Source organism: Flavihumibacter sp. UBA7668, assembly GCF_002483205.1.
GTDB lineage: Bacteria > Bacteroidota > Bacteroidia > Chitinophagales > Chitinophagaceae > Flavihumibacter.
In genome coordinates this window covers 163,508-176,939 of the sequence record NZ_DLHM01000001.1, presented here as the reverse complement: position 1 = coordinate 176,939, position 13,432 = coordinate 163,508, and the positions used below count along the sequence as shown (strand labels likewise).

21 protein-coding genes are annotated in these 13,432 nt (G+C 39.8%); 7 read left to right on the top strand and 14 right to left on the bottom strand.

Annotated features, from left to right (window positions below; translation table 11 throughout):
* Positions 1-59: 59 nt before the first annotated feature.
* Entirely contained in the window at positions 60-701 is a 642-nt protein-coding gene (locus B2746_RS00845) for a hypothetical protein (protein WP_290789856.1), read from the bottom strand.
* A 194-nt stretch (positions 702-895) separates the two neighbouring features.
* On the opposite strand from B2746_RS00845, the gene B2746_RS00840 reads away from it, so the two are divergent.
* From B2746_RS00840 to B2746_RS00830, 3 genes are read left to right on the top strand one after another with little or no spacing between them, the layout of a single operon-like run.
* On the top strand, positions 896-1,261 hold the full coding sequence (locus tag B2746_RS00840; RefSeq protein ID WP_290789854.1) for a helix-turn-helix domain-containing protein: 366 nt from the start codon (positions 896-898) through the stop codon (positions 1,259-1,261).
* Between the two features lie 25 nt (positions 1,262-1,286).
* Entirely contained in the window at positions 1,287-2,438 is a 1,152-nt protein-coding gene (locus B2746_RS00835) for a glycoside hydrolase family 130 protein (protein WP_290789852.1), read from the top strand.
* A gap of 28 nt (positions 2,439-2,466) precedes the next feature.
* Positions 2,467-2,847: a hypothetical protein gene (locus B2746_RS00830; RefSeq protein ID WP_290789850.1), complete on the top strand. Its 381-nt coding sequence runs from the start codon at positions 2,467-2,469 to the stop codon at positions 2,845-2,847.
* 146 nt (positions 2,848-2,993) lie between these two features.
* Here B2746_RS00830 and B2746_RS00825 read toward each other — a convergent pair whose 3' ends face one another.
* The 5 genes from B2746_RS00825 to B2746_RS00805 all read right to left on the bottom strand — a co-directional run bounded on the left by B2746_RS00825 (position 2,994) and on the right by B2746_RS00805 (position 6,005).
* Positions 2,994-3,380, bottom strand: coding sequence for an iron chaperone (locus B2746_RS00825; protein ID WP_290789848.1), 387 nt, complete (start codon positions 3,378-3,380; stop codon positions 2,994-2,996).
* Between the two features lie 81 nt (positions 3,381-3,461).
* Positions 3,462-3,935, bottom strand: a complete 474-nt coding sequence (locus B2746_RS00820; protein ID WP_290789846.1) for a hypothetical protein — start codon at positions 3,933-3,935, stop codon at positions 3,462-3,464.
* Between the two features lie 142 nt (positions 3,936-4,077).
* Entirely contained in the window at positions 4,078-4,722 is a 645-nt protein-coding gene (locus B2746_RS00815; RefSeq protein WP_290789844.1) for a carbonic anhydrase, read from the bottom strand.
* Between the two features lie 3 nt (positions 4,723-4,725).
* Positions 4,726-5,307 carry a TIGR00730 family Rossman fold protein gene (locus B2746_RS00810; RefSeq protein WP_290789842.1) on the bottom strand — a complete coding sequence of 194 codons (582 nt, stop codon included), beginning with the start codon at positions 5,305-5,307 and terminating at the stop codon, positions 4,726-4,728.
* Positions 5,304-6,005: a 2'-5' RNA ligase family protein gene (locus B2746_RS00805; RefSeq protein WP_290789840.1), complete on the bottom strand. Its 702-nt coding sequence runs from the start codon at positions 6,003-6,005 to the stop codon at positions 5,304-5,306. The genes B2746_RS00810 and B2746_RS00805 overlap by 4 nt, the downstream gene beginning before the upstream one ends.
* 80 nt (positions 6,006-6,085) lie before the next feature.
* Between B2746_RS00805 and B2746_RS00800 the strand changes: the two genes are divergently transcribed.
* The gene (locus B2746_RS00800; RefSeq protein WP_290789838.1) at positions 6,086-6,820 is read left to right on the top strand and encodes a hypothetical protein; all 735 of its coding nucleotides are present in this window, start codon (positions 6,086-6,088) and stop codon (positions 6,818-6,820) included.
* Between the two features lie 9 nt (positions 6,821-6,829).
* Here the strand turns inward: B2746_RS00800 and B2746_RS00795 are convergent, their stop codons facing one another.
* Positions 6,830-7,147, bottom strand: a complete 318-nt coding sequence (locus B2746_RS00795) for a winged helix-turn-helix transcriptional regulator (RefSeq protein WP_290789836.1) — start codon at positions 7,145-7,147, stop codon at positions 6,830-6,832.
* 14 nt (positions 7,148-7,161) lie between these two features.
* On the opposite strand from B2746_RS00795, the gene B2746_RS00790 reads away from it, so the two are divergent.
* From B2746_RS00790 to B2746_RS00780, 3 genes are read left to right on the top strand one after another with little or no spacing between them, the layout of a single operon-like run.
* Positions 7,162-7,821, top strand: coding sequence for an SDR family NAD(P)-dependent oxidoreductase (locus tag B2746_RS00790; protein ID WP_290789834.1), 660 nt, complete (start codon positions 7,162-7,164; stop codon positions 7,819-7,821).
* Between the two features lie 3 nt (positions 7,822-7,824).
* A complete protein-coding gene (locus B2746_RS00785) occupies positions 7,825-8,226 on the top strand; it encodes an NADP-dependent oxidoreductase (RefSeq protein ID WP_290789831.1) in 402 nt (133 codons plus the stop codon).
* A 45-nt stretch (positions 8,227-8,271) separates the two neighbouring features.
* Positions 8,272-8,826, top strand: a complete 555-nt coding sequence (locus tag B2746_RS00780; protein ID WP_290791040.1) for an NADP-dependent oxidoreductase — start codon at positions 8,272-8,274, stop codon at positions 8,824-8,826.
* Between the two features lie 30 nt (positions 8,827-8,856).
* On the opposite strand, the gene B2746_RS00775 is transcribed toward B2746_RS00780, so the two are convergent.
* From B2746_RS00775 to B2746_RS00750, 7 genes are all read right to left on the bottom strand, one after another.
* Positions 8,857-9,873, bottom strand: coding sequence for an SseB family protein (locus tag B2746_RS00775; protein ID WP_290789829.1), 1,017 nt, complete (start codon positions 9,871-9,873; stop codon positions 8,857-8,859).
* A gap of 144 nt (positions 9,874-10,017) precedes the next feature.
* A complete protein-coding gene (locus B2746_RS00770) occupies positions 10,018-10,194 on the bottom strand; it encodes a hypothetical protein (protein WP_290789827.1) in 177 nt (58 codons plus the stop codon).
* Positions 10,195-10,380: 186 nt separating this feature from the next.
* A complete protein-coding gene (locus B2746_RS22785) occupies positions 10,381-10,479 on the bottom strand; it encodes a DUF6922 domain-containing protein (protein ID WP_414655273.1) in 99 nt (32 codons plus the stop codon).
* 71 nt (positions 10,480-10,550) lie between these two features.
* Entirely contained in the window at positions 10,551-11,591 is a 1,041-nt protein-coding gene (locus B2746_RS00765; protein ID WP_290789826.1) for a sialidase family protein, read from the bottom strand.
* A gap of 104 nt (positions 11,592-11,695) precedes the next feature.
* Positions 11,696-12,151, bottom strand: coding sequence for a hypothetical protein (locus B2746_RS00760; protein WP_290789824.1), 456 nt, complete (start codon positions 12,149-12,151; stop codon positions 11,696-11,698).
* 45 nt (positions 12,152-12,196) lie between these two features.
* Complete coding sequence (locus B2746_RS00755; RefSeq protein WP_290789822.1) at positions 12,197-12,781, bottom strand: hypothetical protein; 585 nt, start codon at positions 12,779-12,781, stop codon at positions 12,197-12,199.
* A 53-nt stretch (positions 12,782-12,834) separates the two neighbouring features.
* Complete coding sequence (locus B2746_RS00750) at positions 12,835-13,374, bottom strand: hypothetical protein (protein ID WP_290789820.1); 540 nt, start codon at positions 13,372-13,374, stop codon at positions 12,835-12,837.
* Positions 13,375-13,432: the final 58 nt, after the last annotated feature.

The following is a 13,432-nucleotide window of genomic DNA, read 5'->3' as shown; positions in this document are numbered from 1 at the left end:
TCATACTAACAATAAAAAAGCCCGGGTTTTACCCCGGGCTTTTTTTGTTTATCCTAGGATTAGGACGTTCTCTTTGCTACCGATTCGGCCAATGTTTTCTTTAGCTTTTTCAGCTCTTTTTGCTGGTTATCCTGGTCTTTTTTAGAATCCATGATTTTTTGTTCCAGCGACATTTTTTTCTGTTCCAGATCAGCTATTTCACTTGCCATATCAACAAGTTTAGCTTCGGCCTTAATGATTTCATCATTCTGTTCTTTAATCAAATTTTCCAGGCTGTAAGATTCAATGGTAAAGGATAGTTCGTTAAGATAGGTTTTGGCCTGATCCATATTCAGGTAATGTACATTTTCTTTGGAGCTGTCGTCGTTAGGTGAAATGAGTAATAAAGAAATGCTTGCAACGTCTTTCTCCCGTCTGCTTTTGCGTTCTACTTTAAAATACAGATCTGCATTGGAGCTGTCCTTTGCTATTTCATCGGTATTTCTATAGGTAGTGAAACCACGTAAATCGGATATTTTGGATTTTCCTTTTTTGGAAAGGAAATCGCTCATGGCTGCATTGATGACTGATTCTGAATAAGGAAGTTCAATTACGGCCGCCGGATACAATTTTCTTTTGTATTCTACACTTCCTTCCTGCGCCTGCCCAAAGGAAACGAGCGTAAAAACCAATAGGCTTGCAGTTAAGATAATTTGTTTCATGACTAAATACTGTTCTGATGAATTACAAAGGTGACCACAAGCAGTGGATTATTTCTTACATGATTGCAAGTATTCCGTATTAAATACCTGGTTAATGCATTCGATTTCACAATTCGTAAACATATAACAGTAGTTGTCAGAAAAATTTCGTATCTTATAAGAACCTGCAAAATGCGGGATTTAATTTTTTTATTTTGACGTTAGATCAACTGAATAAACAGGCTTTGTTAGTTGACCAGGTGAAGCTATTAATAACAGCATTTGTGGATGATTCCAGCGAACCGCTTAGTTTGAAACATTCTGCTCATCTGAGTAAAGCCCTTGCTTATAATTATACCTATCTGTCTACAATTTTCTCTGCTTCCGAAGGTAGCACCATAGAACAGTTTATCATTACCCAGAAGATTGACCGGGTAAAGCAATTACTCAACAATGGAGATTTGAATCTTACAGAAATCGCCTATTTGCTTCACTATAGTAGCGTAGCTCATCTTTGTAATCAATTCAAAAAAGTAACCGGACTCACATCAAAACAATACAAAGCTCCTGCAATTCCGTAAATTCAGGGGGATAATCTCCATCATTATGCGAATCAGGATTCGAAACATTTTTTTGCCCGGACTTATTGTTTTTATGCTAGGATGCGGGGAAGCTGAAAAGCAATCGGAAATAACTACCTGGATGCTCACGGGGTTTGTAAAAACGGATTCCGTAAATCCCTGCCTTGTACCCGGATTGGATAGTTTTCCGGATCCGATCCGAAAGCAGCAAATCCAATGGGAAAGAAAGGATGTATTCAATCCGGCTGCTGTTGTAAAAGATGGTAAAGTTTATCTCTTGTACAGAGCAGAAGATACCATCGGAAAGTTTAATGGAACATCCCGGATTGGGTTGGCGGAGAGTGAGGATGGCCTGCATTTTACCAAAAGGAAAGAACCTGTTTTGTTTCCGCAGGAAGATGCGTTCAAACAATATGAATGGGAGGGAGGTTGTGAGGATCCGCGGATTGTGGAAGATTCATCCGGAAGGTATATATTGACCTATACTGCGTATGATGGACAAACAGCCCGATTGATGGTAGCCAGTTCAAGGGATTTGATTAACTGGACCAAACACGGATCGGTATTCAATAAAGCAGAAGGTGGTAAGTATGTTCAGATCTGGTCGAAGTCGGGTTCTGTAATTGCGAAACGTTCTGGTGATAAACTGATAGCTGTTCGGATCAATGGAAAGTATTGGATGTATTGGGGCGAATCCAATATTTATGCGGCTACATCCGATAATTTGATTGATTGGGAACCAGTTCCCGAGCCGGATCCTTCCAAACGAAGCTACGATACGCTGCGTAAGCATGAAACCTTCAAAGTGGTCTTTGGGCCGAGGCCTGGCAAATTCGATAGCTATCTGGTAGAACCAGGTCCGCCGGCGGTATTGACCAACAAAGGCATTCTATTTATTTACAATAGCCGGAATGATCCTGCAAAAGGTGATAGCAGTTTGCCGGGTGGTACCTACGCAGCGGGACAGATTTTGCTGAACGCTGACAACCCAATGGAAGTTGTACAGCGATCAGATTCCTGGTTTATCCGACCTGATCAGCCTTTTGAAATCAGTGGTCAGGTAAATCATGTAGTATTTGCAGAAGGACTTGTTCCGTTTAACAACAAATGGTTTCTGTATTATGGAACAGCCGATTCAAAAATTGGAGTGGCAGTGAGTTCGCAGAACCTTGAATAATACCTACATTTAGTTATACCTGATTCGTATGCGATTACTTAATTCCGGTGAACGTGCATTTTGTAAACAGCTGGTTAATTTTGGTTCAGCTCATTTTTATTTCGGAGATCTGGTGGATGAAAAACTGACCGATGTTGGAGTAACGGGTTCAGAATATCGTCCAGAACAGAAGAACAGTATCGATTTGGCCGTAAAGATTTTGATCTTAATGAGGCAATCGTTTATCCGATTATTGATGATCGAACTCTTACACTGCTATGCAAATACAGTAGGAAAGATATCATTCCGACGGATGAGTTTCGTCGGTTTTGCAGTCATGGTTTTATTTCCCGCGATGAGCAGCGATTTAAACGACAACTTTCTTTTACAGTTTCTGCACTCGCCGTTTCAACCGCTTTGCTGGTATTGAATATGGCCTTTACCTTCTGGCCTAAAATGAGCGGAGAGTCAAAAAAAACCATGAATAAACTGGATTCCATGATTACGGACATACATGATATTCGGTCATCAATGGAAAAAAGTAAAAAGCAGGATAGTCTGATGGTGAAGTGAGCCTTATTTTTTAGTCGTTGATTTCGTTTTTGCTTCGTGTTTTTCTTTGTTTTCTGCCACTCTGAATGCTGTAATCTGTTTAATCAGGTCCAACGGCAGGGGTTGATCGAGTGGAAACTGAATGGCTCCCTTGGATGTTTTAAATCGCTTTAATTCTTTTTCAAAATTGCTTATGCCACTTGGTGAAGGATAGAAGCCGATATGGGCTTTATTGGCCGCAAAATGCACCAGATTGCCATATTGTACAAAAGTGGGCATGCCGTATTTGATGGCTTCTTCTGCTTTTGGGGCAGCTTTCTGAATGGTTGATCTCATTTTCACCAGCAATACCTGAATATCCTGGGGAAATGAAGCTATGTATTCATCGATACTTGTAATATCAGTATTCATACGCGGTTTTTAATGATTAAAAGTACTGCCTGCAGTGAAAAAGAATAGGGGGTAATTCTGCCAATAAAGAGGGGAATTGTGTCAAAACCGCTTTCCGTAGGAAAAACCAACCCAGGGTAGAAATGGGTCCGCATTAAAAACCGGTGATAGATTTATCCTCCACATGTAATTGTTTCTGGTGTGTTTCCGGAAACCAAAAGATGGGATAACATAGGAAACGATATTTACATCAATAACATCTTTTGATTTTTTATTGAATTCCAGGGTAGGTGTTAAACCCAATCCGGCTTCCAGAAACTGTTGTTCATTTCTTAATGGGATCAGGTAATTCACTGCTACAGGTATGGAAGGATGAAAGCCGTATTCAGCATAAAATCCAAGTCCGGCTCTTAAACCAAATCCGGGTTTTTCACTGAATTGATGTTCATAATTGATGGAGCCGAATAGGCCGTTGCCACCGGCTTCCAGATAAACGGCATTGCGGGTAAAGGAAGTTTGCGCCTGAACTGAAATGCAGGCACCCATTCCAGCCAAAAAGGTGTAGAATTTTCTCATAGTGTGAATAAGGTTGATAATCCAATAGTAATAATTATAATTTAAATTATAACTGTCCAAAATGCAATTTTTTCCCTTAAAATGGCCAGATATAAATTTTTATAAGTGTCCAAAATCGACAAAAAAAGCTGATTTTGGACACTTATAAATTTTCCGTACCCAAATCATATATCTCTCTAATAGAATCAAGCGCCTTATCAAAATCAATATTCAGGTCAATCAGGTTTCCGGAATGGATATCAAATACCAGTGCATGTACCACCGGGTATCCTTTGGTGAGGTAACTTTTCTGCCAGGCAGCCATCTTGATGATATTGATACATTGTTCCTGTACATTCAGTTCAACCAGTCTTTTATAACGCGCTTCTTCGTCCGTGATCACCTGTAATTCTTCTTTATGCAGGCGATACACATCCCGGATAGTTCTTAACCAGGGATTCATCAGGCCAAGGTCTTTGGGTTGCATGGCAGCTTTTATTCCGCCGCAGTTATAATGACCGCATACAATGATATGTTTTACGTCGAGATGGCGAACAGCATATTCAACCACTGCCCCTGAATTATTATCATTATTGGGCACCAGGTTGGCAATATTCCGATGGATAAAAACCTCACCGGGCTGAGCGCCCATCAGGTCCTCGGCCGTTACCCTGCTGTCGCTGCAACCAATGAACAGGAACTCCGGTTTTTGTCCCGCTGCCAATTCAGTAAAATAGGCTTTGTTGTTTTTGGTTTTTTCTTCGATCCATTGTTTGTTTTTCTCGAAGATTTCTTTGTACTTGATCATCGGTTATACATTTTCGGTGGTGATCCATTTAGTTACAGCCGGCGCTTTGTAATGGTTCATTTTTTCCAGCAGGAGTTCAATGTCTTCACTTTGCAGAATCATCTGCTGATTTATTTTTTTTAGAAATCCTTTATCAACCATTTCCTGCACCAGCACCAGAAGGGAATTGTAAAATCCGTCTGTATTTAATATGCCAATGGGTTTGGAATGCAAACCCAATTGAGCCCATGTCAGCATTTCGAAAAACTCTTCCAGTGTTCCGAAACCGCCGGGTAAAGCAATTACTCCTTCACTACGATGGTGCATGATGGTTTTTCGTTCATGCATGCTTTCAACGAGGATCAGTTCAGAAAGGTTTTCATGCGCGATTTCTTTTGACTGTAAAAAACGGGGTAGTATTCCAGTAACTTTTCCTCTTTTGCTAAGAGCGCCATCAGCAACAGCGCCCATCAGTCCAACTTTTGCACCTCCATAAATGAGTTCTATATGGGCCTCCGCTAGTTTTTCACCCAATAGTCTGGCCTGTTGCAGGTAAACAGGATTTGATCCTGAACTGGAACCACAAAATACAGTGATACTCTTCATAGTTGATCTTCGTTTTCGGGTAAGCTAAAATACGCCAATTGCTGCACCTTTTCCTTACGCTGGTACCAGTCGTTATACACCAATTCCATAACCTTTACCTGTTGTTTTCCAAATGCATGGCATTCAAATTCACGGATTTTCTGAATCCAGGCAGCAGGGTCAGCCAGTTTTTGCTGGTATCGCACAACAGTGGAATGAGCGGTGAAAATGGAATAGCGTTCGTCTATGGAATGCTGGAGTCCCGAAAATTTGAAGGCAACCCGTAACTGATCCCTTATATGATTGAGCGCATCATCCGATACAAAGCCCCTGATCATAACTGCAGCAGGCGATAAGGTGATGCCTTTGAATTCCATCCTGATGGCTGGTTGGTTGGCCAGCACTTCCCTGATAATATCGGCATATGCAGCCGCATTGATCTGTTGGAGTTGAAATCCTTCATAACAGGAAATGATGGAGAGAATGGTAACATGCATATCCGATTCCGGATAATAATACTGATGGGGATCAATGCTGCGTAATGCTGACAGGAACTGCTGAATGGAAGCTCTGGTGGCGGCATCCGGACGCATCAGCAGGGTTATTCCATACCGTTGGTCTAGATCGGCCTGCAGGAGTTCATTAATGGTATAGGTATTCGTTTCTATAGCCCTGATCCCTTCTTTAAAAAACCGATCGTATTGTTGTTGCAGCTCCATACTGAAATTCGAATGGAAAATTAATCGTTATTTTCTATTTCGAACTTAGTTTGCTAGATTTAAGACAATAGCGCTTTTCCATGAAAATTTTGTCTGTTCTCTTTACTCTTTTCCTATCCATTGGTCTGTACGCACAGGAGGGATCCAAACGGCTTACCCTGGCTGTGGCGCCTGCATTTCCATTGGGTGATTGGGCTTCTAAAAATGAATCCATTGATCATTCGGGATACGCTTCATCCGGACAATCCTTTACACTCCGGTATTCCAACGATTTTAGTAAAAACTGGGGATGGCAGCTACTGATAAAGGGACAGCGAAATCAGCTGAATGCGGAGAAACTGGAGGATTATTATTCGAAACAATCATTGTGGGGAACACAAGTAAACAACTGGTCATTCAAAAAGAAAAACTGGATGACGGCTACCGCGATGGGTGGTATTTATAGGATCATTCCCGCCGGGAAGCGGTCTTTATTCTTGCCGGAACTGGGACTGGGATTGATCTATGCCAAATTGCCCGATTTTCTTGGAACGGCCAATGAGCAAAATAAGATGGCAGCTCTTACCCGTAAAGGAAAACACGGACTGGGACTGGCCTATACGCTTGGACTGAGCGCAAGACATCAATTGAATGAGAAATGGGATCTTTTCAGCAGTCTGGCTTATTTTGGATCATCAAAGGTAAAATTCAGTGATGTCAGTACAGCCCAATTTTATACAGATGGGGTCAGCGCTTTTCAGTCCACGCAAACCAGAGATCACCGGCAGGTATTTTCATCGGTGAATTTGTATATAGGGGCATCGATGCGGTTATAGGAGATGGGTTTATAAGCTGCTTTTTTTCAGGTCTTTGGTCGCAGCCTTTATAAAAGCCTCCTTATCTTTTTTCACTTCTTTCAGCATGGCTTTTCGTTCGGCTGGAATGGTATAATATTTTTCAGCCCATAAATTTATTTCAATCAGTACTGGAAGTAAATCGATCCCCTTTTGCGTGAGTTTGTACAAAACTTTCGCTTTACTATCCGGGTGCTCGGATTTTGTGATTATTTCATTTTCCTCCAGTGTTTGCAGTCTGGATGCCAGAATGTTGGTGGCTATTTTTTCGTCAGATTTTAAGAAGTCGCCGTAAGTGCATTGTTTCATTTAAGATACTGGCATTGGATATTACGAATCAGGATTCTATTTCCAGCTTCCGTAAGCAGCTTTTTACTGAAATTGATCAATTGGATGTCCTGATTAATAATGCGGGATTTTATTTGTCGGGTTTAGCCGAAGAAACCAGTGTGGAGCAGGGGAAGCAGCAGTTTGATACCAATTTTTGGGGCACTGTCATGCTGACCAATGAGTTATTACCTTCTTTCAGGAAGCAGCGGTTTGGAAAGATAATAACCGTAGGTTCGATATTGGGTTTGATTAGTCTGCCGGGGGGATCCTATTATGCGGCATCCAAACATGCGTTGGAGGGATATTTTAAAGCGCTGCGGTTTGAATTGAATGAATTCAATATTAAAGTAAGCATGGTGGAGCCGGTGGGATTCAAAACCAATATTGTGGCCAATTCGATTGTTGCGGAGAATAGTATCAGTGATTACGATGTGTATCGCACTACCCTGCAGAAGTTTACAAAAAATATGTTCTCCAAATCGGAGGAACCGACTGCAGTTGTTGGTACCTTGTTGAAGTTGGTTGAGAACGAAAATCCCGCGTTTAATAATCCGGTAGGTAAGGGGTCAACTTTATTTCCGGCGATACAATATTTCTCCTATAAGACCTTTGAAAATTCGGTTATAAAAGATATTCATAAGTTTAAAAAATAGCGCATGAAAGCCTGGATAATAAACAGATACAGTAAAGCAGATGCGTTGCAATTGGCTGATTTGCCGGAGCCGGTTTTAAAGGAAACGGATCTGTTGGTGGAAGTGCATGCTGCCAGTGTGAATCAGTTGGATGCCAAACTAAAAACAGGTGAATTTAAATTATTACTTCCGTATCAATTTCCGTTGATATTGGGGCATGATCTTGCGGGCGTTGTTAAGAAGGTTGGTTCAAAAGTCAGCCGGTTTAAAGTGGGGGATGAGGTATATGGCCGGGTAGCCGATTTTAGCATCGGGACATTTGCGGAATTGATTGCTGTCAGTGAAAATGACCTGGCTATAAAGCCGCGCAATCTTACCATGGAGGAAGCAGCTTCCTTTCCATTGGTGGCATTAACGGTTTGGTAGGCTTTTGTTGAAAGAGCGAAGCTTAAAAAAGGGCAAAAAGTTTTTATTCAGGCAGGTTCAGGAGGAGTAGGGACGGTTGCGATTCAGTTGGCCAGGTATTTGGGCGCAACAGTTGCAACCACCACCAGTGCTGAAAATAGTGATCTGGTAAAAAGCCTGGGAGCTGATCTGGTAATTAACTACAAAACCCAGGATTTTGAAAGGATGCTGAGGGACTACGATTTGGTATTGAACAGTCAGGATACTAAAACGCTGGAAAAATCGATACGGATCTTGAAATCTGGCGGAAAGGTTGTATCCATTTCCGGTCCGCCGGATGCAGCATTTGCTAAGCAAATTGGCTTATCCTGGTTTATGAAGCTGGCCATTTATTTTTTGAGCAGGAAGGTGAAACAGCAGGCGGAGAAACGGGGTATTGAGTATTCTTTTTTGTTTATGCAGGCAAATGGTAAACAATTAGCTGAAATTACCACCTTAATTGAAGCCGGTTTTATTCGTCCGGTTATAGACCGGGTATTTCCATTTCAGCAAACCAATGAGGCCATGGAATATGTTAAGGCAGGCAGGGCGAGGGGGAAGGTAGTTGTGAGGGTGAAATAGGTCAGCAGGATGGTGCAATTTTTCAGGTATTTATTGTATGGTTTCTTCAAAACTGGGTCTTTTTCGTCTTCTGGCTATTACATCCCGCACGATTGATTCTATATTTCGATTGACTGAATCGTTTGGCTGAATTCTAATGGCAGCTGCAATTGTGTTTAATGCGTCCGTATCCTTTTGGGCAATAAGCAAATTCATGGCATGATTACCCATTAGTACAAAATCATTCGGTTTTCTTTTTAATGATTCAGTTGAATAAAATATTGCTTTATCCAGGTTCTTTAGATGCATAGCCTCTAATGCAGCCTCCATGGGAATAGTATGATTTTCCAATTCAATGGTAAATGCTGCTTCTAATAGTTCAAGAGCTTCAGCATGTCTTTCTAATCGTTGGTAAGCCTTTGCTATCAATACCATACTTTGCCAATGGTGAGGAAATAATTCCAGGCATTTTTTATAGTCCTCGATTGATTCTTCAAGTTTCAGTTTTTCGGATGAAGAAATACTTCTTCTTTTATAACCATCTAAGAATATTAATCCTTTCTGCTTTTTACCGGCTCTTTCAAAGATCTCATTGAATTCTTTATGTTTTAAATTTTGATTTTCGTTTTTTTCTATTTGGTCATAAATAGTTCCATTCATAAGGCTTTCAATTTCCTCCGGAATTAATTCTTTTGCATAATTAGAAAACGGGTTTATGATAAAAGTGGCACCTTTTGCTGCTTCAAATAAATCCTGACCTTTTAAGCTAACGAAAGGAACCTTTTCTTTTATTACAGTATTATCAAAAATTCTGTTTGTTGATGTGAAAACAGGAATTTTGCCATCTTGTAATACAACAAACTGAATGTTTGTGTACATTTCATCGGTATTGTTTCCTTCAGCATTGGCAGAATCACCGGTTAATACATACAGTTGATTCCATAATAATTTCTGATAGAAATCTTTCCTGGCAGTTACATCAGATTCTGCATCGGTTAGACATTGCTCCAGTTCATTTTCCGGAAACGTTGATTTGACTTTCTTTTTAAATATGTCAAAAATTCCCATTCTGTGTTGTTTTTACTTGCAGAGCAATGATTTCTGCTCTGGAGATTATTTCAATGGAATCAATTTAATTTTACTAAAATAGAAAAAAATCCGGAGTCAATGGTAGCGGCGGCAATTGCGAATATCTTCTACATCGTCGCGTTCTTATGGTGCGGGTTGATTTTTTCTGTATTTCGTTGTATTCATGGCTCCAAACTTACCAAACAATCCCTGATCAATCCCTTTCTTAAGATCGCGGCTTGCAGTTGCGGCAACCAGTCTTATAAATTCATCGGTGATGTCATAAGGCAGTGTCATGATAGCATCATTTGATACTATCAAATACAGGCTTTTTAGGTGATTTATAATATTGTATGAAGCTGGCGATTTATTTCCTAAGTATTTCTTTCTAATAAGTAAAAAGTCCCGGGTTCAACTGTCTCAAGGTGTAGCATCTGAAATCCTTTAGTGGTTTATTGATCACAGCACTGGCCAGGTACATTCTCGTTTCAGGCAAAAATTTGACGTTTAATAAGACCTCGGTAACCATGGAATCAAGACCCGTTCATTTATAAAATTTGATTTGGCATCATAATCGATATTGTCAAATTCGACATCCCAAAAAATACGTTAATTGAAAACGGGTTTTTGTTTCATATGCAAGCATTTGTGAAGATCCGGCACTAACGGTAAATAAATTAACATCCACCTCCTACCTTGCTTGATATAGCATAAAGCACATTGCCTGAGCCTAGCAAATTGAACCTCTTACCATTTGTAGAGGGAAGTATTAATTTCCATGTTTTACCCTTGTCAAATGATTTGAATAGGCCCTGGGGGTGAATTGACAATAAGTGTTCACCAACCCGGGTAATTGAAGTCTGAAAAGCTTTCAAAAGAGGGCGCTCATTCCAGGTCCGCCAGATGGAATCAATGGTAACTTTGTCCTGAAGTCCGGAATGAATGGACTGCCAGGTCTTGCCGCCATCAAAGGATGTGCTAAGGTTCCGGGTTGCTGCTTCTGAACTAGCAGTAATGGCAACGAATCCATTTTCGATCGGTTTTATATCGAAAGCCACATTGTCCTCACTGATTGTCGGCTCCCAACTTTCGCCATTATCGGTTGATCTGATAATCTTTCTCATACTGGTGGCCAGGAGAACGCCATTTGACTCTGCCAAATGTCCAACCAGGCCTCCGGTATAGACAAGTTTCCAGGTTTTTCCGCTGTTTTCAGTTTTAAAAATGCCGCTGTCAGTGCCTAAGAAAATGGCGCCTCCGACAGTTTCAAAGGCACTGCGTATTCGGGGTGCCTGAATGTTTTCGAACATCGGCGACCATACACTTGTGCCATTTTTCGTTTTGAAATTTACCCCCCAGTAAGTGTAGGCTAATATCCCGGACTTATACGGAGCAATGCTTCTGTTATCGTCAGGAGAAGGTTCTTTAGTCCAGAAAGGAGCTGTGGCAGTTGCTGTACTGTGATAGCGTTCGCTTCCAACCTTCAGTAACAACCCTTTATTAGTTGCAAAGATGCTATCTCCACGAATACCATCTGCCTGCAACCTTTCTGGCAGGCCTATGCTGATATCCTGCCAGGTTTGTCCACCATCAGTAGATTTGAAAACGATTTTGGCCGTTCCGGCATGCTGTGTTTTGATATCCGGGTGGTTATCCGCGAGAAGGGAGTAGGAGAGCACCGTGGCAATGAGCAAAAATGCAAGGATATAAAACTTCATGACTACAAAATGAGGTGGTTAAACAATCAGGTGAAGCTATGAGATGTTTACTGGCATGAAATTTTTCAGTTGTAAAAATATGGTAAATGGAATGTAAAATCATTTTAAAACGACTGGTTTTCAATGGTATCTGCCACATATCCTTTATATTTTGTCCAGCGAATTGGATAGGTAATGCCTTGCTTATTGATAATAACTGAATCAATTACATTAAATATTTTCAGGTCGAGCGAATCAAACGGGGTCGTGAAATTCTCACTTGTTGTTGCAAGTAGCGAATATGTCTTTGGTATTTTGTTTCCTTGGGTGTAAGTAAATATTGTTTTCCGGGCTAAATTATTGTTATAGAAAATTTGAACACTCAGTTGGCCGTTTTTATAATTGGTTGCATATAAGTTTGTGCATCCGCAATGGGTCAGTGTTGCTGCGTTAATAACCAAATAGTCTTTTTTTGATGTTGAGCTTTTATAAATGCTTTTTGTCGTGTTGCAACCAAAAATAAGCAGGCATGTTATGCAGGAAAATATAATCTGGAAATAGTCTGATTTATTTTCTATCATAGTTTATAAATAAGTTTTTCAAGACTAAGGAACTAAGTTGTTATATCAAAGTGCTCTGACAAATGCGTTACCAATATAAAGTCTTGAGATCCATACTTTAGAATTAGTAGGATTAACCTCTACGGAATTCAAGGTTCCACCACACCTAACGTTTTTGCCTATGAATTCAGATGGATTTATTTGGTCTGTATATGTAAAATATTCAAAGCATATAATTGTTGTTTTAGCATTATTGGTAGCAATAGTCTTGCCTATCAACTCGCCATCAATTGTAACAAATTGCAGTGAGTTGTAACCAGTAGCTGAACTGTAAATACAGGGATGCGAGGACATGACAAGTCTGTGTCCGATATATTTTTTCGCATTTTTAAAATAATCAGCATGCGTCATTTGATCATGTGTTACCATACCTGCTGATGAAAATAAATTCATATAAGTAATAATTCCATGTAGATCAGAACTGTCATTTTGTGTTGTACTTTGTAATTTGCTTGTCCTGTCAAAAGCACCTTTGAAATCTTCTTTTTGCAAAATAGGAATCACAGATTTAAAATCATTGTAGCTAATTACCTGTCCATATGAATCAGTTGAAAAAATAAGTGGAAAAAGAAGCATCAATATAATTTTCATACTTGTTGAGTAATTTTTAGAGTTTACAGCCCAAGACCTTTTTCCTGAAGAAATTATTGTAATAATTTAATTGATTTGATAACGTCAAAGGTGAATAATCCTTTTGAAAATGTCACCGTTACTTTTGTATAATTTTTGATTGTCTTTTCATATTCACAGTAAAAGACTAATTGTTTCTGTGTCCCGTAAAAATCAATGATTGCGTAAGGCTGGGAGCATCTGCCTTTTCTGCCTCTTGCTAAATTGCCAGTCTTAATTATCGGAAAGTCGTCTGTATACGTTTCTTTGTTAGCAAATTCTTGGTTTAAATAAAGTAATCCAAAAATAAATAACCCACTACCAATTGTGACACTATTTATAAATTTCCAGAATAATGAATAGTTAGTTTTGAGTCGAAAAAGAATAATAACAAATGCGATTAGTGTCCCTAAAGCAGCTGGAGCAAAAAGATGCTTTTTGTCGATAATAGTCAACCTGTAAATACTAATTGACCAAATTGTCAAAAAAATTGAGGTTAAGAACAGTAGGGTTACAATGGTGTCACCCTTTTTGATTTTAATATTTGGTCTCAGGTATTGGCTGATTGGTTTCATTTGATCCTATGTGTTTTATCAACCTTGGAAAAGAATCTGCTGCAAATGCAGTAGGTTC